At 38.6% G+C, this 20,824-nt stretch carries 13 protein-coding genes; 10 read left to right on the forward strand and 3 right to left on the reverse strand.

Going from position 1 to position 20,824, the window contains the following annotated elements:
- Positions 1 to 33 precede the first annotated feature (33 nt).
- Positions 34 to 1,959: a glucosamine-6-phosphate deaminase gene (gene nagB, locus EZ456_RS07280; RefSeq protein ID WP_131528744.1), complete on the reverse strand. Its 1,926-nt coding sequence runs from the start codon at positions 1,957 to 1,959 to the stop codon at positions 34 to 36.
- 151 nt (positions 1,960 to 2,110) lie between these two features.
- On the opposite strand from nagB, the gene EZ456_RS07285 reads away from it, so the two are divergent.
- The 3 genes from EZ456_RS07285 to EZ456_RS07295 all read left to right on the forward strand — a co-directional run bounded on the left by EZ456_RS07285 (position 2,111) and on the right by EZ456_RS07295 (position 7,857).
- Complete coding sequence (locus tag EZ456_RS07285; protein ID WP_131528745.1) at positions 2,111 to 3,307, forward strand: anhydro-N-acetylmuramic acid kinase; 1,197 nt, start codon at positions 2,111 to 2,113, stop codon at positions 3,305 to 3,307.
- A 112-nt stretch (positions 3,308 to 3,419) separates the two neighbouring features.
- Complete coding sequence (locus EZ456_RS07290; protein ID WP_131528746.1) at positions 3,420 to 6,521, forward strand: SusC/RagA family TonB-linked outer membrane protein; 3,102 nt, start codon at positions 3,420 to 3,422, stop codon at positions 6,519 to 6,521.
- A gap of 28 nt (positions 6,522 to 6,549) precedes the next feature.
- Entirely contained in the window at positions 6,550 to 7,857 is a 1,308-nt protein-coding gene (locus tag EZ456_RS07295) for a RagB/SusD family nutrient uptake outer membrane protein (RefSeq protein ID WP_131528747.1), read from the forward strand.
- Between the two features lie 35 nt (positions 7,858 to 7,892).
- On the opposite strand, the gene EZ456_RS07300 is transcribed toward EZ456_RS07295, so the two are convergent.
- Entirely contained in the window at positions 7,893 to 8,639 is a 747-nt protein-coding gene (locus EZ456_RS07300; RefSeq protein WP_131528748.1) for a DeoR/GlpR family DNA-binding transcription regulator, read from the reverse strand.
- 244 nt (positions 8,640 to 8,883) lie between these two features.
- On the opposite strand from EZ456_RS07300, the gene EZ456_RS07305 reads away from it, so the two are divergent.
- The 3 genes from EZ456_RS07305 to EZ456_RS07315 are packed head-to-tail and all read left to right on the forward strand — an operon-like array spanning position 8,884 to position 13,929.
- On the forward strand, positions 8,884 to 11,946 hold the full coding sequence (locus EZ456_RS07305) for a SusC/RagA family TonB-linked outer membrane protein (RefSeq protein WP_131528749.1): 3,063 nt from the start codon (positions 8,884 to 8,886) through the stop codon (positions 11,944 to 11,946).
- Between the two features lie 12 nt (positions 11,947 to 11,958).
- Positions 11,959 to 13,467, forward strand: coding sequence for a SusD/RagB family nutrient-binding outer membrane lipoprotein (locus tag EZ456_RS07310; RefSeq protein ID WP_165501270.1), 1,509 nt, complete (start codon positions 11,959 to 11,961; stop codon positions 13,465 to 13,467).
- Positions 13,468 to 13,485: 18 nt separating this feature from the next.
- Positions 13,486 to 13,929, forward strand: a complete 444-nt coding sequence (locus EZ456_RS07315) for a hypothetical protein (protein WP_131528751.1) — start codon at positions 13,486 to 13,488, stop codon at positions 13,927 to 13,929.
- 66 nt (positions 13,930 to 13,995) lie between these two features.
- On the opposite strand, the gene EZ456_RS07320 is transcribed toward EZ456_RS07315, so the two are convergent.
- On the reverse strand, positions 13,996 to 14,598 hold the full coding sequence (locus tag EZ456_RS07320; protein WP_131528752.1) for a porin family protein: 603 nt from the start codon (positions 14,596 to 14,598) through the stop codon (positions 13,996 to 13,998).
- A gap of 237 nt (positions 14,599 to 14,835) precedes the next feature.
- On the opposite strand from EZ456_RS07320, the gene EZ456_RS07325 reads away from it, so the two are divergent.
- The 4 genes from EZ456_RS07325 to EZ456_RS07340 all read left to right on the forward strand — a co-directional run bounded on the left by EZ456_RS07325 (position 14,836) and on the right by EZ456_RS07340 (position 20,816).
- A complete protein-coding gene (locus EZ456_RS07325; protein ID WP_025141830.1) occupies positions 14,836 to 15,051 on the forward strand; it encodes a hypothetical protein in 216 nt (71 codons plus the stop codon).
- 183 nt (positions 15,052 to 15,234) lie between these two features.
- Entirely contained in the window at positions 15,235 to 16,926 is a 1,692-nt protein-coding gene (locus tag EZ456_RS07330) for a S41 family peptidase (RefSeq protein ID WP_131528753.1), read from the forward strand.
- Positions 16,927 to 16,954: 28 nt separating this feature from the next.
- Positions 16,955 to 18,280, forward strand: coding sequence for an alpha-L-fucosidase (locus tag EZ456_RS07335; RefSeq protein ID WP_131528755.1), 1,326 nt, complete (start codon positions 16,955 to 16,957; stop codon positions 18,278 to 18,280).
- A gap of 277 nt (positions 18,281 to 18,557) precedes the next feature.
- Positions 18,558 to 20,816: a GH92 family glycosyl hydrolase gene (locus EZ456_RS07340; protein ID WP_131528757.1), complete on the forward strand. Its 2,259-nt coding sequence runs from the start codon at positions 18,558 to 18,560 to the stop codon at positions 20,814 to 20,816.
- Positions 20,817 to 20,824 lie beyond the last annotated feature (8 nt).

Raw genomic sequence — 20,824 nt, forward strand, 5'->3', positions numbered from 1 at the left:
ACAAAGCAGGATTACTATTTATTTTCTTTTTAATTAATCTTTAAATTTCCAACGAACAAAAGCTTCCATTGCTTCGTATTCTGCCAGGCCAAGCTCATCGTAAGCTTTTGCCGTATCACGGTTACGGTCTTCGGCTCGTTGCCAGAACTCTCTAGCGTCATCACCAGGGAAAACCGCCCTGTCTTTTTGGCTCTGGTGTTTGAAAATAGCATATTTTTTACGTTCAAGCTCTTGTGGCGAAATTGGAACAGCCATTTCGATCTCATGCGTTTCAAATTCGTGCCAAGCACCGCGATACATCCACAACCAACAATCTTGTGCCCAAGCTTCAGTTTTACGTAAGCGCTTCAGTGCTTCCAAGATAATATTGAAACAAACAATATGTGTTCCATGTGGGTCTTCAAAATCGCCTGCTGCATAAACCTGTTGAGGCTTAACTTTTTGCAGTAGCGCTATTGTAAGTTCGATATCAGCATCAGTTACAGGGTTTTTCTGAACCTTACCACTTTCGTAGAACGGAAGCGCCTGGAAGTGGATATGATCATCTTCAAGACCGCAATATCTTGCACCGGCAATAGCTTCGCCTTTTCTGATCAGTCCTTTAACTGTTTGGATCTCTGGAGTATCAATCTGGTTTGGTTGTTTCTGATCAATAAAGGCTCTCATTTTATTATAAAGATCCTTTAAGTGCGTATTGTCCATGCCCATTTTCTCCGTGAAATCTACATTGAACTCAACAAAACGAAGTGCATCATCGTCCCAAACCGCGGTATTACCTGAGGTTTGGTAAGCGACGTGTACATCATGCCCTTGGTCAACCAAGCGGAGAAAAGTACCGCCCATCGAGATCACATCATCATCAGGGTGAGGAGAGAAAATAATTACTCTCTTCTTGGCTGGTTCTGCCCTTTCCGGACGTTGAGAATCATCAGCGTTCGGCTTGCCGCCTGGCCAACCTGTAATGGTGTGCTGTAATTTGTTAAAGATATGGATGTTGATATTGTAAACTGGGCCTTTTTCAGTTGCCAGTTGTGCCATACCATTGTTATTGTAATCGTCTTCAGTTAATTTTAAGATTGGTTTTTTCAGGGTGTTGGCCAACCAGATCACCGCTTTGCGGATCAAGGCATCAGTCCAAACACAATCTTTAACCAACCATGGTGTATCAAAACGGGTCAGTTCTGAAGCTGCGGGTGCATCGAGGATAAACTCTACATGATCAGAAAGCTGCAGGTATGTTGCGGGAACATCTCCGGAAATTTCGCCCTCAACTGCTTTTTTAATAATTGAAGCTTTTTTACGGCTCCAAGCCATTAATATAATTTCCCTTGCTTTGAAAATTGTACCGATACCCATGGTGATGGCCTTTGTTGGTACAAAGGTTTTTCCACCGAAATCACGTGCGGCATCACGGCGGGTCAAATCATCTAAAGTAACCAAACGAGTGCCAGAATTTGGTGCAGAGCCCGGCTCGTTAAACCCGATGTGACCCGTACGGCCGATACCTAAAATCTGGATATCAAGACCACCAAGATCACCTATTTTCTTTTCATATTCTAAGCAGAATGCAGGAATGTCTTCAAGCGCAAGCGTGCCATCAGGGATGTGAACATTCTTCTTATCAATGTCGATATGATTGAAAAGGTTTTCGTTCATAAACGTAACATAACTTTGTGCCGCAGTTGGCGCCATTGGATAATATTCATCCAGGTTGAAAGTAATTACGTTTTTAAAACTCAAGCCCTCTTCTTTGTGCAGTCTAACCAGTTCGGCATAAACTGCAATTGGAGTAACACCTGTTGCTAAGCCCAGTACTGCAGGTGTGTTGTTTGCTTGTTTTGATTTAATGAGCTCGGCAATGCGGTGTGCTACATTAATTGAAGCAATTTTTGGATTTTCGAACACGCTTACTGGTAATTTCTCGAAACGTGTCTCCTCCAGTAGATTTAATCTAGCCATTTTTTTTATATGGATTTAATGTACGGAGCAGTAAATATAGAGAGTTATGCCCAATTTGTAACAAAGGTTATTTACTTTTATTGCAAGTATTTTTATAAAATTCGATTAAAGGGGCAAACAAACGTTTGATCTTTTTAAGATAAAAACCAATATGAACACACAGATTGAAAAGTTGTATTCGAAGGCAGGGAAATCGGCACGTTTAATTATAGGATTGATGAGTGGTACATCAATGGATGGATTGGATATTGTGCTTTGTTTGGTTAAAGGAAGCGGTGCCGATACTGATATCCAAATTTTAAAATTTAAAACTGGCGATTATACTGACGATTTTAGAGCTAAAATAAAAGCCATTTTTTCTAAAAAAGAAGTCGATTTACAGTTGGTGTGCCTGATGAACGAGCATATTGCAAATACCCATGCGGAGCTTATAAACGAAGCGCTAAAAGAGTGGGGTTATCAAAATGAGGCTATCGATTTTATTGCCAGCCACGGCCAAACGATTTTTCATGCACCAAAATCTCTGCATCAACTGGCCGACTATCCCAATGGTACATTACAAATTGGTGATGGTGATCATATTGCGCTAAGAACGGGGATTATCACACTTTCTGATTTTAGGCAAAAACATTTGGCTGCTGGAGGCGAAGGTGCGCCATTGGCTGTTTATGGCGATTATTTAATGTTTTCGAAAGCTGGTGAAGATCGGGTAATGTTAAATATAGGTGGCATAGCAAATTTCACTTATCTGCCAGGGAGTACCGATGCCAGTGAAATTTTTTCTACGGATGTTGGCCCTGGAAATACTTTGATGGATCAGTATGTGCAAAAACATTTTAATCAATTTTATGATAAAAATGCCGCTGTTGCCTTGGCTGGTGAATTAAATTCCCGTCTATTATCTGCGTTGTTAAATTGCAGCTTTTTTGATTTAGATTTTCCTAAAACCACGGGGCCAGAACTATTTAATCTGGAATATTTAATAAGCGCTCAAGAACAGTCTTTAACAAGAGATTTAAGGAAAGAAGATGTAATGGCTACCCTGTGCCATTTTTCTGCAGAAACCATTGCCAGCGCTATTAAACGCTGTTTTGGAGATAAAGCTAAAGCGCAGGTTTTTATGAGTGGTGGCGGAATGCATAACCCTTTACTGGTGCAGCTTCTTCAAACCAAACTACCTTTTTGCAAATTCCTAACCACTGATGATTTAAATATTAATCCCGATGCAAAAGAAGCTGTTTTATTTGCTGTTTTGGCCAATGAAACCCTGTGCGGAAAACCGATTAATTTTGGCAACAGGCAAGGAGTGCCCTCGGTTTGTATGGGTAAAATTAGTTTGCCGTCGTAATAAACAAATGTTTTACGGATTGTAAACCAGTTTGTGTAGGTTAAAAAATTTGGTTTGTGCGGTATTTTGTTAAATTTGTTTTAACACTAATCTTCTAACAAAACCAAATTTTATGGAAAAAAGTTACCTAAAATGGTCACCAGGATTCTTCGCAATTTTGTTGATCCCATTTCTGCTGCTCTTATTTACAGAGATGGCGCAGGCACAAAACAAACGGTATACCATAAGTGGTAAGGTTACCGACGCCACAAATAACAGCCCTGTTCCAGGCGCTGTAGTAAAAATTATCAATACAAATCTCGCAACAAGTACAAGTTCGGGCGGAACGTATAGCTTTTCGGTTGATTTGACACCGGGTAAATACCAGATCCAGATTTCTTTTATCGGGTTTAAATCAAATATCGAATCTGTAACACTTGGCGATAATACCAACGTTCAGGCAAATAGTGCTTTAAGTGGCGATGCGGTGGGGCTCGACGAGGTAATTGTTACTGGTACTTCTCAAGGTACTACCCGTAAACAGCTCGGTAGTTACGTGAGTACGGTAAAGGGCGATGATTTAAACAAAGCACCTAGTGGAAATGCACTAGCTTCACTACAAGGTAAAACACCAGGTGCACAAATCAGCCAAAACTCCGGAGATCCGGCAGGAGGAATTTCTGTTCGATTAAGAGGGGTAAGCTCGGTTAACTCATCTTCGGAGCCACTATATATCATTGATGGCGTAATTGTAAACAACTCTACAACCAGAGTAACCAATACATCAGCCAATTATGATGGAGGAAACTTTGTTGGAAGTATCGGACAAAACCGGATGGTGGATATTAGTCCATCTGATATTGATCATATAGAGGTATTGAATGGTGCAGCAGCAGCAGCCATTTATGGTTCGAGGGCAAATGCAGGAGTAATCCAGATTTTTACCAAGAGAGGTAAAACCGGGGAACCTCAAGTGAGCTTTAGCACAAGCTTAACAATCAGCGAGCTTCGTAAGCAGATTGAAGTAAACCAGTCGCCTTTTAGGTTTGGGGATAATGCGAACTCTGTAACGCAAGATGTCATTCAAACAGTTCCACCCACTCCTGGTGCCACTCCTGTTTTACAGACCGCAAAAACTCCAGTTACCAGATATAACTATCAGGATTATATTTTTCATACCGGTGTGGGTACAGACAACTCCGTTTCCGTTTCTGGTGGAAACGATAATACCAAGTTCTACACTTCGGCAGGTTATTTTTCTAATCAGGGGATTATTAAAAATACAGACTTCAGAAGAATGAACTTTAGAGCAAATCTGGATCAAAAAATTAATAACTGGGCAAAGATGACTGCTGGTTTTAACTATGTACATAGCGATGCTAATGAAAAACCAGATGGTAATTCATTCTTTTCACCAATGAACTCTGTAACGATTATTGGTAACTTTCACGATATTTTTGCAAGAGATATACTGGGCAATTTAAAAGCTGTTGGAGAACGCGGTCGTGTTAATCCAGTTTCTGTTATTGAAGATATCAAGCAGCGCCAGTTTACTAATCGTATTATTGCAAATACAGGTTTGAAGCTTACGCCGGTTAAAAACCTAACCATTGATTATACCATGGGGGTTGATAACTCCATTCAAAACGGAACAACATATATTCCCCCCTTTACGTATAATGTAAGTACAGGTTTTTATGGTGGTGGACCAACTTTAGATCCGTCTTTAAACGGTTATGCCAGTGCGGCAAATGCAACAACAACATTATTTAATAATGAATTAAATTTTACCTACGATGCAAAAATATCTGATCTATTAAGTTCTACAACGCAATTGGGTGGTTCTTATCAATATCAAAAAGACCTGTACAGCTTGCTAAACGGACGTGGGTTAGCGCCTTTTGTTCAGGTGGTAAACGGAGCAAGTACTGTTTTGGCAAATGTTGACAGTCGTTCAGAATTTTCAATTAGCGGAGCTTATTTACAACAAAACTTTAAATATAAAGACCATTTGTTTGTAACCGGCGCCATAAGAGTAGATCAATCTACTGTATTTGGAGAAGATAATAGAACGCAGTTTTATCCTAAAGCTAATGTGAGTTATGTATTGTCATCTGCCAATTATTGGAAAGATTTTGGGGTATCATCATGGTGGAATGCTTTCAAATTAAGAGCAGCTTACGGACAGTCAGGAAATTTAACAGGGATTGGAGCGTATGATCGTTTCAATGTGTATGTGCCCAGTGCCTTAAACAGCAAAACATCACTGGCATCGAGCAGTACACTGGCTAATACTGATGTTAAGCCAGAGCGCCAAAAAGAGCTTGAAATCGGTACAGATATGTCTTTTTTTAACAATCGATTGGGTTTAACTTTTAGTTATTATAATAAGAGTGTAACTGATTTATTATTACCCGTTGTAATTGCGCCAACAACTGGTTTTTCAAGCCTGTTAGACAATATTAGCGGGACTTTAAAAAATAAAGGTATCGAACTAATGCTTACCGGCGTGCCAGTTAAAACTGAAAACTTTACATGGACATCGACATTAATCTATAACCGAAATAGAAATAAAATTTTGGGTTCAGGTGCACAGAGATTAATTTCAACCAATGCTGGCGCACCTGTTTCTATTACTGACGGTTATCCGGTAGGTGTTTTTTATGGAACATATTTTGAGCGGACATCAACTGGAGATATTGCAACAAACCCTGCTGGTATTCCTTTAACTGCAGGTCAAGCCGCAGGTAATGTTTTGCGTAAAGTAATCGGCGATCCAAACCCGGATTATACAGGGTCTTTTGTTAACGATTTTACCTACAAAAAATTAAGCTTACACATTCAATTGGATGCTGTTCAAGGTGGGGATGTATGGAATGCGGATTGGAGAACTCGTCAAGGTGTAGGTAATGGGAAGGTTGCCGAAGCAGAGCAGTTGGGCCAATTGCCTAGAGGCTATGTGGCTGGTGCGTACAATGTAGAAGAGTGGCGTATTGATGATGGTTCTTTTGTAAAACTAAGAGAAATCTCTTTGAGCTATAATGTTGGTAAAGTGAAGTTTGTGAAAGATTTAACAATTAATATAAGCGGAAGAAATCTGATTTCGTGGGATAATTACAAAGGCTACGATCCTGAGCTGAACTCTGGTGGTCAATCCACAATTTTGAGAAATATCGATTTCGGCTCTGTGCCTATTCCACGCACTTTTTCTTTCGGTTTACAAGCTAAGTTCTAATTAATTGAAAAAAATAAATCATATTAAGATGAAAAACTCAAGATCAAAATATATTCGCTACATATTTTTCTTTGCACTGGCCGTTTCACTGGCTGCTTGTAAAAAGGAATATTTAAATCCTAACGGTGCTGTAGCTGATGATGTGCTCCTTTCTGCAAGAGGTTTGACCGGAATTACGGTTGGTCTTCAGAAAAATTTCTCCACAACAAGGGCAGGGCTCCTGTATGCAGCAATTACTGTTAATGGCATTACTACTAATGAGTTAATTTCTGTTAATACAGGAAATACAAATGAAGACCGGCTGATGACGGGAGGAGTGCAGGTAGATGGTACAAATTCGGTATTACTAAATGTTTGGACCAGTTCAAATAAAATCATTTTCGATGCAGATAATGTGATTAATAATGCCGCTAATCTTGCCGATAAAGGTTTGGCTTCCGGCTTAATTGCACATGCCAGTATTTTTAAAGCCTTGGCTTTGGGTAATTTGTCGGAATTTTGGGAAAAAGTTCCAGCAGGAACCGGGCAAAATGTAACTTTTATTACAAGGGCAGAAGGCTTTAACAAAGCTATTGCAACTATTGACAATGCTTTGGCCTTAATTGCAGCAAACCCGATCAGTACTTCGTTTTTGAGCAATATTCCCACAGGAGTAGATATTCCAAATACGTTAAATGCATTAAAGGCACGTTATGCGTTGTTTGTTGGCAATTACGCTCTTGCCTTAAGTAGTGCCAATGCTGTTGATTTAACTAAAAGATCATCACTAACTTATGATGCGCAAAATCTCAATCCCATTTTTGAAATTGCTACTTCTACTAATAATGTAATCCAACCTAAAAATTTAAATTTAGGGCAAACTGGTGCCAATATTCCAGATGCTGGCGACGCAAGGATTCCGTTTTATACCGTAGTTAGCACTACGGTGCGTATTAATGGTTTTGGTGCGGCTAGCTTAGCGCCAATTCCAGTTTATCTGCCTGGCGAAATGACTTTAATTAAGGCAGAAGCTTATGCTCGGCAGGCTACCCCTAACCTGGGATCATCATTAACTGAGCTAAACAAGGTCGTAACACGTCCAGCAACGGGAAATGTGCTCGATGCTAATTATGGAATGGGAGCTGGGTTGCCATCATTAACTGGTCCTTATACACAACAACAGCTTTTAGATTTAATTTTCAAGCACCGTTGTATTGAGCTTTTTATGTCGGGATTAAAGCTCGAGGATATGAGAAGGTTTAATCAGCCCTTAGCCGATCGTAAGCGGAATTTTTTCCCTTACCCTTTCGCAGAAAGAGATAACAATACCAATACCCCTGCAGATCCCACTTTCTAGCAGATATAAAGAGTCCTGGTGAAAATCGGGACTCTTTATAAAATATTTAGTTCTTTAGCGCGGTAACCGGCTAAAGACTCGTGCTCTACTTCTAATTCGGTGATTAAATAGCTTATATTTTCTATTGGGCAAACTTTTAGCCTCAAAGTGATATCCAGTTTTTCTGAAATACAAAGCACCGCTGTTTTTTTAGCACAGGCTACCATTGCCTTTTTGAGTTGGTTAATTTCCCAATCGGTATCTGTTAGTCCTTCTTCCGGGTGTATGGCACTTGTGCCCATTAAGCATAAATCGACCTTAATTTCAGCTAATTGGCTAATTACATGGCCGCCATAAGTTATTTGTGAGTTTTTAGAAAAAAGACCTCCAATTAATATCACTTCAATATTGTTGTATTTAGCCAGTTCTACAGCAACAAGTGGACTAATGGTAAAGAATGTGGCCCCCAGATGTTGTGGTAGTTGTTTAACCAATTCTAGGATAGTTGTGCCTCCACCAATTAGCACCACCATGCCATCCTTTATCAAACGGATTGTTTTTTTTGCAATCACAATTTTACTATCTCTTGCATATACCGTGCTATCATCGAAAGAGCTATGATATGATTTAGATAAGGCTCCTCCATGCACTTTAAACAGTAATCCATCATCAACAAGTTCTTGTAAGTCTCGTCTGATCGTATCCTCTGAAACATTAAGCAGTTGAACCAGATCTGAGGTTAGCACCCGGTTGTGCAGGTTAATCTGGCGCATGATAAAATCGTGACGTTCTTTTTTTAGCATAAATCATTTGATTTTATACGAATGTATAAAAACATTTTAAAAATATATTACTTGCGTGTTTGTGCGTGTTTGTGCAATAATGTTTTGTGTGATAGCTAAATATACTTCATTTAAATGTTTTTTTATTGAAAAACATTTATGATATTAGCTAAATAATAAAATAAAATGCGTTATTATGCGTGTTTTGGCAAACAAAAAAAACTAACAACTAAACAAATCATTTCATTCCCTAAACAGGCAGTTTATGAAAAAAAAACTACTACTAATTTTTATTGGTACGTTTCTGTTGCTGGCTCACGCCATTGCGCAGCAAATAACCGTTACGGGTAAGGTTACGTCTACTGACGGACCTATACCTGGTGTTTCCATTCGTGTGAAAGGAAGCACAGTCGTTGCACAAACCAATGCAGACGGAAACTATTTTATTAAAGCTTTGAAGAGCGATATATTGGCATTTACCTACATCGGTTATAAAACAGTAGAGAGAACAGTCGGGGCCAATACATCGATTAATGTGGCATTGGTAAATGATGCAAGTAACTTAGATGAAGTTGTTGTTACCGCATTTAATGTTGCGCAAGATCGGAAAAGTATTAACTATGCTTTTCAAAATGTGAAGTCGAAAGATATTGAAGAGTCTAGGCAGCAAAATATTGTTAATGCTTTACAGGGTAAAATTGCTGGCGCGGTTATTACTAGTTCAGGTGGTGGTCCGGGAGAAGGGTCTGCAATAATTCTTCGTGGAGGTACTTCTTTAGATGGAGATAACCAGCCGCTATTTGTTGTTGATGGAGTGCCTTTGGATAACAGTTCATTTGTAGAATCAACGGCTCCAGGGGCAGGCAGTGCTTTCAATGGGGTGTTGGGACGAAGTGTTGGAACTCCAAATCGTGCAGCAGACATTAATCCGGATGATATAGAAAGCGTAACGGTTTTGAAAGGTCCTGCTGCTGCTGCCTTATACGGTTTAAAGGCAGGTAATGGCGCCATCATTATTACAACCAAAAAGGGTAAAACAGGTTCTACCGCAATTACCTATAATAACGTTTTTTCATGGGATAATGTAATCAGATTACCAGAAACCCAGTCCATTTATAAACAAGGAACAGCTGGGATTTATAATCCAACAAGTAGAGACTCTTATGGTTCAGCATTTTCGCCCGGTGAAACCATTTATGATAATTTGGGCAGTTTCTTCGTAACTGGCAAATCACAAACACATAATTTAAGTGTGTCGGGCGGTTCAGATAAATACACTTTTAGATTTTCAGCTTCGAATTCTGATCAGAACGGCGTTGTTCCACAAACTGATTATGGGAAAACATCTGTTAGATTATCAGGAAGTGCAATTGCAAGTGAAAAATTTACTTTTACAGGGTCTGCGAATTATATGAGAACAACCGGAAGGAGACCCTTACAAGGTCCAGGTTTATTTGGTGGTTCAGGTGGATTTCTTGTGAGCATATTTAACTGGCCAAAGAATGATAATATGAAAGATTATCTGAGCCCTGATGGTACGAGAAGGAGACTATTGGCAAGTGCTACAGGAGATATCGATAACCCTTACTTTACCATAGATAAAAATCCGCAAACAGATTCGAATGATCGGTTTTTAGGTAATGCAGGCGCAGAATACAGGCCTTTCAAATGGCTTAGAGTAAATTATACCCTTGGTACAGATTTATACACAGAAAGGATTCAGAGTGTAAGAGCTGTGGGAACGTCCTTGCCAAATAACTTTAATGGTGGTATTGGTCAAACAGTTAATACTTTTCAAAGTTTAACATCCAACCTCTTAATCAGTGCAGAACAAAGTTTCGGAGATTTTAACACTTCTCTTTTAGTGGGTAACGCGGTAGATCAGACCAGATTTTCTACTGTTGATTATTTAGGTCTGATTTTTCAGAACCCTGATTTTATCAGTGTAAATAATACTGTAAACAGAAGTTTGATAGAAAGAAATTCCATAAAAAGAATCATAGGTGCTTTTGGAAGCTTAAACGCTGATTGGAAAAAAACTGTTTTCTTGAATTTAACGGGCCGTAACGATTGGTCTTCTACACTTCCCACAAAAAACAGGTCGTTCTTTTATCCTTCAGTAAGCTTAGGGTATGAATTTACAAAATCTCTTAAACTTGAGAATAACAAATGGCTTAGTTATGGAAAGCTGAGACTTTCTTACGCAGATGTAGGAAAGGATACCAGCCCTTATAGAGTAGAATCTCCGTTACAATCAAATACATTTATTGGGGGAGGCTTTAGATACGGTTTCTTTGGTAACAATCCCGAATTGAAGCCAGAAAGACGTACATCGTTCGAAGCAGGTTTGGATCTGCAGTTTTTTGATCAAAGACTAAGGCTCGATGCTACTGTTTATAAAGATAGAACTAAAGACCAGATTATAGCACCAAGAGTAAGTCAGGCAACCGGATTTATTCTGCAATATATTAATGGCGGTTTAGTAGAAAACAGAGGAATTGAATTAATGTTATCCGGTACACCGATTAGAAACAAAAACTTTAACTGGGATATTAATTTCAATTTCGCTTCCAATAAAAATGAAGTGTTATCACTTCCATATCCACTTACCATCGTGAGAAACTCGGATGCATCAATCATCAATGTTGCAGAAGGCGCTTCATATCCTGGTAAATCATTAACATCAATTAGTGCAACAGATTATATCCGCGATCCTCAGGGCCGGGTTATTATTGATGCTAACGGTTATCCAACTTTTAATACGCTATTTACCTACGCAGGTGATAGAGCACCGAAGTTTACAATGGGACTTAATAATACCTTTAGATATAAAAGTCTAGAATTAAGTTTCTTAATTGATATTAGAAAAGGCGGGGATGTAATCAATGGTAATGAGTGGGAGTTGGTGCGAAGCGGTTTAAGTATGCAGACTGCTGAGCGTGGCAAGCCTGTTGTTTTTGACGGTGTTGTTAAGAATGCTGACGGCAGCTACAGCCCGAATACAAAACAGGTAGAGTTAACCCAAGGTTATTATGAGAATAATTTAGCTGCGGTTGGTACTGCGTTTATTGAAGATGGATCTTGGATCAGGCTAAGATCGGCAACAATAAATTATACATTGGATAAAAAATATCTTCCTAAGTTTTTCTCTAATCTTAATCTGTTTATAACAGGTAGAAACCTTATCCTGTTAACCAATTATTCTGGTATTGATCCTGAAGTTGGGGTATCAGGTGCTGGTGTGAGAGGTGGTGGCTCTGCTGGTTTAGATTACGGTGGTGTTCCAAGCAGAAGAGGATTTGATTTAGGTTTGAAGGTTGGTTTTTAATTGATTATGGTTATGAAAAAAATATTGATATTTATAATAGCGATTACCTCCATTACAGGTGTTATATCGTGTAAGAAAGGTTTTTTAGATGTAAACAAGGATCCGAATAATCCAACATCTACAACACCTAATTTTTTACTTCCCAGTATTATTTCAAATGGTTTTTCAATGCAGGCCTTTGAAGCGTACCAGTTTACCGGCATTTTAACTCAGAACGTTGGAAGAAGAGGCGCACCAAATGGCGCATTTGAACAATACTACTTTTTACCAAACGTAAGGCCCTTTCAGGATACATATCAAATTGTAGGGGCAAATATTCCGCCTATGATTGATATTGCTATGAAAGAAGGATCGCCATATTATGTTGGTGCTGGTAAGATTATGTATGCACTTATTTTAGCACATGCTACAGATTTGTTGGGTGATATTCCATATACAGAAGCATTTCAGCCTGCTTTAACAATTTCGCCAAAATATGATACTCAAGAATCAATCTACGCAGCTGTAAACAAGTTATTGGATGAAGGGATCACAGAATTGCAAAAACCAGCATCAAGTAATAGCAGGCCTTTTTATATAAGTACACCAAGTATAAGCGGAGACATTCTTTATAAAGGTGTTACTGCATCTTGGATTAAGCTGGCATACTCTATTAAAGCAAGGCAGGCCAATCATTTAACAAAAAAATCATCTTATAATCCTACAGCGGTTTTGGATTTAATTGACAAAGGTTTAAGTTCAAACTCAGAAGATGCTCAGCTACAATGGCAAGCTGTAACCAGTACAGTATTAAATTCTACAAATGTATTCGGCCCAACGAGAAACAATATGGCCGCAATTACCTACGGTAGGTTTTTGATAGAAATGCTTAATGGTAAAAATTTACTGGGCGATGCCGCTCTGCCGGATGATCCCCGACTGCCAATCATGGCCACAGCAACAAGTACAGGAACACAACCGGGTGCCAATAATGCGCAGGCATTAACCACAGGAGTGGTTTCTGATTTCTACACAAGCTGGTATGCTACCGAGGTATTCAATGCAGCAAACAATTCAGGCGTTTTTCAAATTTTAACAAATGCTGAAGTTCGCTTTATTGAAGCTGAAGCAGCCTTTAGAGCAGGAAATCTGCCTAGAGCCTATAAAGCTTATCGCGATGGTATAATAGCGCACATGGATAAACTGAGTGTTCCTACTGCCCAAAGAGATGCTTATATGCTAACACCAGCCGTGGTTCAGGTGAGCACAAGTTTAACGCTAAAGGATATCATGCAGCAAAAATATATTGCGCTATTTATGAATCCTGAAAGCTGGACAGATATGAGGCGCTTAGATTATAGCCAGACCTTTTATCCTGGGTTCTACTATCCTGCAAATCCTAATCCTGCTGCAAAAAACCTGTACCCTCAAAGAACATTGTATCCATTAACAGAAATACAGCTTAATCCAGCTGAAGTAGAGAAACAAGGCGCAAATGCCCAAGACTATTTTTTAAAACCATTGTGGTGGAATCAGCCATAATAATATAAAATTACAAACATGAAAAAGACATCTATATTTTATCTGCTATTTGCTTCTTTAATGGTTTTATATGCCTGCGATCGTAGCAAAGACCCTATTTATCAAAAAATAAATGATAATAGATACCCGGTAATATTCTCCAATACAACTTTTGTTTCTCCATCCATTCCTGCAACAGGTTTGGCAAAGGGGAGTGTAATTAAAGTTGAACTAAATTTTTTACCAACAGATCCGGTAAAAGAAATTCAGTTTTATCAGAAAGTAGATTTAGCCGACTCAACAATTATTTCTACAGTTCCTTATGCTTCGGCTTTTTCGAAAAGTAAGAATTGTGATACGCTTATTTATAATTATACTGTACCTTCAGCTCCAGCTATTGGTGCTGCAATTGTTGTACGTGCCAGGGTTTTAAATCAGAATGGATTATTTAAAGATCGGACGTTTAGCTATAAGATAAAATAACTTAATTAATCCAGTATACTGAAAAAGCAGCCCTTCGGCTGCTTTTTCAGTATACAAATGATTTCTTTACAAAATTTTAAATCCCAAACTCAATTGAAACAAGTTAGGTTTTTGGCTGTATTTTTCGCTTTTACTGATGTTTGATAAACCAGCTTCGTAACGCAAATCAACAGAAATACTACCCACATCTACACCAGCACCAGCCTGTAGGCCCAATGCCTGGTTTTTGTAGTTGTCGAAATCGGTAGCTTGCTGGTAAGCTGAACTAAATGACGAATTTTCATCCAGAATAAATGAAATAACCGGACCAGCCATTAAGCGGAAGTTTAAATTTTTAGCACCAAATTTTGTTCCCAATAACACAGGAACATCTAAAGTGGTAAATTTTACTTTTCCTTCAGCAGCAACTTCATTTCCGTTATCCTGCGTAATGCTGATAAATTTGTTGCCTTTACTACCAATGTAGGCTTCGGGCTGTACATAAAAGCTAGCGCCGCCAATACGTGCCCAAGCACCAACCTGGTAGCCTAAGCGGTTTTCTTCACTCGCGAAATCTGCATTTAACTTGGCTAAGTTTACACCTGCTTTAACCCCGAGGTTAAATGTTTGTGCCTTTGATGTTGCCCAACCTATGGTTAGGAAAACAATAGAGAAGATGATCTTTTTCATGTTGTTTAATTTGTTTTTAAGGATTATAAAACCATAAACCATCAGTGATGCATGGTATGGTTTCATTTTTAAAATTTGTGTTAACGGTTTTTAATACCCGATTAGGTTTTATAACGCGCTTTTAACACAATTGTCGTGCAAAAATAATTCGCGAATCTCCACTTTTTTTGTCACATCACATAAAAAGGTATTAACCTGAGTAAATATTTTTTACTTTTGCATCAAATAAAATATGCCATGGCTAATTTTCAACTTACTTCAGAAACTGCATTTAAAGTAAAAACTAAGTTTTTAAGGAAATACCGCGATCTAGCAAACGAGCCTTTAGAATTTACGCCAGGCAAAGAAGATCAACTGATTGAAGATTTAATGCGTTTGGTAAAACGCGACCGTACCTATATCGAATTTACGATTCAAAAAGCACTTGCCGATACCAAAGGTAACAGACTTTAGTCTGATTTTTCTGCTTTCATTCACCTCAATTTTAGCGTAACGCTTAATTTACGCATCGACCAAATAAGCTGTTTTTAATATTTATCGCTTTTTGTACATTTACGTTTGTACACAATTACTAAATAATCTTTCAAACAGGGGGTAATCCATTTACTTGCCCTATTGGAATTAAAATATAAAGGGATGAAAAAACTAAAATATGGTCTTTTAGCAGCTGGTTTCGGGGTAGCCGTTTTATCTTTTTCATTTAAAGAAGATTTGTTTCTGGTTTCTAAAAACCTGGATATTTTTGCCTCTCTCTATAAAGAAATCAATATCAACTATGTAGATGATACCAATGCTCCTCAATTGATGAAAACCGGTATTGATGCCATGTTGGATAGTTTAGATCCTTATACCGAGTATGTTCCCGAATCGGAAATTGAAGATTACAAGTTGAAATATGTAAGCACACAGTACGGAGGCATTGGTGCCAGCACTGTTTTTATCGATGGTAAACTGTTTATTAACGATGTTAGTGAAGGTTATCCGGCAAATAAAAGTGAAATTAAAGCCGGAGATCAGGTAGTGAGCATAAACGGAATTGCTATAAAAGGTAAAGACCGTCAGGAAATTAGTCAGTTGTTGCGTGGCCCTAAAGGAACACCGGTAGATTTGTTGGTGGTTAGAGATGGAAAGGAAATTACTAAAAAACTTGTCCGTGATGAAATAAAACAGCCTAACGTTTCTTACGCCGGAATGGTTGGCGATGGAATAGGTTATATCAAGCTCGATAAATTTCTGGAAAATTCTGGCCAGGAAGTTAAAGATGCCCTGTTGGCTATTCAAAAAGAAAACCCTAAAGGCGTAGTTCTAGATTTGAGAAACAATGGTGGTGGTATTTTGCAGGAAGCGGTTAAAATTGTGAACCTCTTTGTGAATAAAGATCAGCTTATTGTAACCCAAAAGGGCAAAAATGTAGAGAAAACCATTGCTTATAAAACACTTTTAATCCCGGTTTCTACTTCGGTTCCGTTAGTAGTGCTTGTAAATGGAAATTCGGCCTCAGCCTCAGAAATTGTTGCGGGTTCTTTACAGGATTTAGATCGTGCAATTGTAATTGGTCAACGTAGTTACGGCAAAGGCTTGGTTCAGCAAACCTTCAACCTGCCTTACAACAGCTTGGTTAAAGTAACGGTTGCTAAATATTATACACCATCAGGCAGGTGTATCCAAAAATTAGATTATGCACATAAAAACGCTGATGGTGTTGCTGAGCGTTTTGCCGATTCGACCATGGTAATGTACCAAACCAAAGCAGGAAGAAACGTGTACAGCGGTAATGGTGTTTATCCCGATATCGTGGTTGATGCCATAAAGCTCAGCCCGATTACGATTTCAATGCTCAATAAAAATCTTTTCTTTAACTACGCAAATCAATACAGGAAAGAAAAACCAAGTTTGGCATCAGCCAAAACTTTCCAGTTATCTGATGCAGATTATGCTACATTTTCTGGCAGTTTGGCCGATAAAGATTTAACTTACCTAAGCCGTACTGAAAGATTGCTTTCCGATTTAAGGTTAGAGGCTGAAAAGGAAAATAAATCTGCTGAAGTAAAAACCGACCTGGAGAATCTTAAATATAAACTTACCTCTTCTAAAAAAACTGATCTGGTTAGCCATAAAGCAGAAATAAAAAGAGTTTTAGAAACACAGATCGTAAGCCGTTATTTTTACGAAAAAGGAAGAATTGAGCAGAGCTTCCAATACGATAAAGAATTGGCTGCGGCAAAAAACCTTTTTACTAACCAATCGCAGATACTGGCCATTTTAAAAGGAGATGGAAATTATAAGGTGATTGGAAAACCTACCAAAGCAACCGCATCAATAGACTAAAACCTAACCAAACTATACCGCTATCCTTATGAAGAAATTAGCCCTAATATGCCTAGTGCTATTAATCGCCTTACAATTAAAAGCGCAGGATTATACACCTACGGCCTCTAATTTAAAACAAAGAGTTTGGTTTAACGATGCCCGGTTTGGTTTATTTATCCATTGGGGACCTTTTAGTATACCAGGAAGCGGCGAATGGGTAATGAACGAACGAAAGTTGAATGTTCATAATTATACCAACCTTAAAGATTTTTTCAACCCTGTTGAGTTTAATGCCGAACAATGGGTGAGCATGGCTAAGAATGCCGGAATGAAATACATTACGCTAATTACCCGGCACCATGATGGTTTTAGCATGTGGGATACCAAATATTCCGATTTCAACATCATGAATACGCCCTATAAAAAAGATATTGTAAAAATGATGGCCTATGAATGCCATAAGCAGGGCATAAAACTATACCTGTATTATTCGCTGTTAGATTGGCGCAGGGAAGATTATCCGCACAAAACCGGGCGTACTGGGCAGAACTCAGGTAGAACTGGCAAAGGTGATTACGCAAGTTATTTGCAGTTTATGAAAAACCAATTAACCGAGTTGTTGACCAATTATGGTGAAATAGGCGGGATCTGGTTCGACGGGCATTGGGATCAGACCGAACCAGAAGGATCAAAAGACAGGACATCGCGGATTGATTGGAAATACAATGAAATTTATGGTCTAATCCACAAACTTCAACCGCAATGTATGATTGGTAATAACCATCACCTTACACCTTTTGCGGGAGAAGATTTTCAGATGTTCGAACGCGATCTTCCTGGTGAGAATAAATCGGGCTTAAGTTTTCAAAAGGCATCAGATAAATTGCCGCTCGAAACCTGCGAAACCATTTCAAATTCCTGGGGATATAATTTGAGCGATACCTATTATAAATCGAATAAAGAACTGGTTCATATGTTGGTTAAAGCAGCAAGTTTGGGCTCCAACCTTTTACTGAACATCGGCCCGATGCCGAGTGGTAAAATCCAGCCCGAGTTTCAAGATCGTTTAGCAGGCCTGGGCGATTGGCTTAAAATTTACGGCGAGAGCATATATGGTACAAAAGCAGGATTTATTAAACCGCAAGCTTGGGGAAGCATTACACAGAATAGCAACAAAATTTATATCCATATTGTTGATGGAAAAACTACGACAATTGATTTAGAAAATGTTCCAGTAAAGAAAATCAAAAAGGCGTATTTACTGAAAGATAAAAGCATTGTAAACTATACCTTTAAAAAATCAAAATTGTCAATTACCACCACATTAAATAGCGCAGAACCCGATCAGGTAATTGTTTTGGAGATTGGATAATGGAACTAGCGGGAGCAATCGTCATTCCCAACTCGATTGGGAATCTTAATGCAATAAGCTTTAAGATTCCCGCCTGTGCGAGAATGACGACTACTCTCACGGAACCTATTATTAGTAATTTATTTCTCGTTTTTTACAACCTATTATCTTCCTATAATTGGCTAAATTCAATGCTTTTACTTAATTTCAACATAATTCTTCACCCCTTTATGAGAAAACAAACGTAAAACGTTTTACTTTTAGATTTTTAAATCTATTGTAGGAAATAATAAGCATCATGCAGTTCAAGAAAATCTCTTCCATTCTATTTTTAACGGCTTCTCTTTTTACCAATAATACCTTTGCACAACAAAACACAAATTTAACCCAATATATCGATCCATTAATCGGATCAGCAAAGCATGGACATGTTTTTGTAGGCGCAAATGTTCCATTTGGAGCAGTACAGCTCGGGCCAAACAATATTTTTGAAGGTTGGGACTGGTGCAGTGGGTATAATTATGCTAGTAATACGATTACCGGTTTTGCACATACTCATTTAAGCGGTACCGGAATCGGTGATTTAGGTGATATTTCGATTATGCCTGCTACTGGGAAAATCCTTTTAGAAAAAGGCAAAACGGCCAATGATCCAGCGGGCTATTTATCTACATTTTCTCATCAGAATGAAATAGCCAAAGCTGGTTATTACAGTGTGCTGTTAGATAAGTATAGTATTAAAGCCGAATTAACAGCAACTGAAAGGGTAGGTTTTCATCAATATACTTTTAAAAAAGGTGCTGAAAACCCACATATTATTATCGATTTGATAGAGGGTATAGGCTGGGATGCACCAGTATCGGCATCATTTAAACAGCTCGATGCCACCACTATTGTAGGGCATCGTAATTCGAAAGGCTGGGCCGACGATCAACGTTTATATTTTGTAATTAAACTTTCACAACCGATTAAAAGTCTTGCGTTATATGACAGCACAGCAGTTAAAAGTGGTGTGGCATTATCTGGTAAAAAACTAAAAGCAGCGGTAAGTTTTAATGCCATTAATCATGATAAACTACAGATTAAAGTTGCTTTATCTCCGGTAAGCATCGAAAATGCTATTTTAAACCTAAAAACAGAATTGCCAGGCTGGGATTTTGCCACAACAGCCAAAAACAGCGATGCGAAGTGGGAAAAAGAACTGGCCAAGGTGAATATTGAAGCATCAAATACGACCAAGAAGGTGTTTTATACCGCTTTGTATCACACCATGGTGGCCCCATCACTTTTTAACGATGTAAATAAAGATTACCTCGGTACAGATAAAAAGGTGTACAAAAAGGCCAGCTTTAATAATTTAACTACTTTCTCTCTTTGGGATACTTACCGTGCGGCAAATCCGCTTTTCACCATCCTGCATCCGGATAAGGTAAACGATGTGGTAAATACCATGTTAGCCATCTATAAACAACAGGGTAAACTCCCTGTTTGGCATTTAATGGGCAGTGAAACCAATACCATGGTGGGCTACCATGCCGTTCCGGTTATTGTTGATGCTTATTTAAAAGGATACCGCGGTTTCGATGTAAATCTGGCATATGAAGCTATAAAACAATCGGCCATGCAGAAAACAGATGGCATTGAATACGTTCAGGCGCTTAAACACATTCCAGCCGATAAAATAAACGAATCAGTGGGTAAGGCTTTAGAGTATGCTATTGACGATTATTGCATTGCACAAATGGCGAAGGCACTGAATAAAACAGCAGATTACACTTACTTTAGCAAAAGATCAAAACTGTATAGTTTATATTTCGATCCGAGTGTTCAGTTTATGCGGGGTAAACTTACCAACGGAAACTGGAGAAGCCCTTTCGATCCTTTTTCGTCTAAACACCGTGAAGATGACTATGTAGAAGGAAATGCCTGGCAATATACCTGGTTGGTGCCGCAAGATGTCGAAGGATTGATTAATCTTTTTGGAGGGGATAAAGCTTTTATCAATAAACTTGATTCGCTATTTACCTTACCTTTAGATTTGGGAACCAATGGTTCGCCTGATATTAGTGGATTGATCGGTAATTATGCGCAGGGAAATGAACCCAACCACCACATTCCCTATTTATATACTTACGCAGGTCAGCCATGGAAAACTGCCGATCTGATCCGTAAAATCGACAAAGATTTTTATTCATCTAAGCCAGATGGATTGTGCGGCAACGAAGATGTAGGGCAAATGAGCGCTTGGTATGTTTTCTCTGCAATGGGTTTTTATCCCGTAAATCCTGCAAACGGGGCTTACGTTTTTGGAACACCGTTGGTTAATCATGCGGTCATTTCACTGCCGGGAAATAAGAAATTCAATATTAAGGTTGAGGGTAATAGTGCTGAGAACAAATACATTCAGAAAATTGTGCTCAATGGCAAACCTTATACTAAATCATTTATTCAGCACAAAACCATAACAACTGGCGGAAATATGCAAATTTATATGGGCAATAAACCATCAGCTACCTGGGGTGTAAAACAGGAAGACGGACCGGTTTCTGGAAAATAAATTCTAAA

The organism is Pedobacter psychrodurus (genome assembly GCF_004331735.1).
Taxonomy (GTDB): domain Bacteria; phylum Bacteroidota; class Bacteroidia; order Sphingobacteriales; family Sphingobacteriaceae; genus Pedobacter; species Pedobacter psychrodurus.

What these genes read in the sequence shown, in the direction of transcription:
- nagB (WP_131528744.1), bottom strand. Translation starts at nt 1,959, where the DNA reads ATGGCTAGATTAAATCTACTGGAGGAGACACGTTTCGAGAAATTACCA.
- EZ456_RS07285 (WP_131528745.1), top strand. Translation starts at nt 2,111, where the DNA reads ATGAACACACAGATTGAAAAGTTGTATTCGAAGGCAGGGAAATCGGCA.
- EZ456_RS07290 (WP_131528746.1), top strand. Translation starts at nt 3,420, where the DNA reads ATGGAAAAAAGTTACCTAAAATGGTCACCAGGATTCTTCGCAATTTTG.
- EZ456_RS07295 (WP_131528747.1), top strand. Translation starts at nt 6,550, where the DNA reads ATGAAAAACTCAAGATCAAAATATATTCGCTACATATTTTTCTTTGCA.
- EZ456_RS07300 (WP_131528748.1), bottom strand. Translation starts at nt 8,639, where the DNA reads ATGCTAAAAAAAGAACGTCACGATTTTATCATGCGCCAGATTAACCTG.
- EZ456_RS07305 (WP_131528749.1), top strand. Translation starts at nt 8,884, where the DNA reads ATGAAAAAAAAACTACTACTAATTTTTATTGGTACGTTTCTGTTGCTG.
- EZ456_RS07310 (WP_165501270.1), top strand. Translation starts at nt 11,959, where the DNA reads ATGAAAAAAATATTGATATTTATAATAGCGATTACCTCCATTACAGGT.
- EZ456_RS07315 (WP_131528751.1), top strand. Translation starts at nt 13,486, where the DNA reads ATGAAAAAGACATCTATATTTTATCTGCTATTTGCTTCTTTAATGGTT.
- EZ456_RS07320 (WP_131528752.1), bottom strand. Translation starts at nt 14,598, where the DNA reads ATGAAAAAGATCATCTTCTCTATTGTTTTCCTAACCATAGGTTGGGCA.
- EZ456_RS07325 (WP_025141830.1), top strand. Translation starts at nt 14,836, where the DNA reads ATGGCTAATTTTCAACTTACTTCAGAAACTGCATTTAAAGTAAAAACT.
- EZ456_RS07330 (WP_131528753.1), top strand. Translation starts at nt 15,235, where the DNA reads ATGAAAAAACTAAAATATGGTCTTTTAGCAGCTGGTTTCGGGGTAGCC.
- EZ456_RS07335 (WP_131528755.1), top strand. Translation starts at nt 16,955, where the DNA reads ATGAAGAAATTAGCCCTAATATGCCTAGTGCTATTAATCGCCTTACAA.
- EZ456_RS07340 (WP_131528757.1), top strand. Translation starts at nt 18,558, where the DNA reads ATGCAGTTCAAGAAAATCTCTTCCATTCTATTTTTAACGGCTTCTCTT.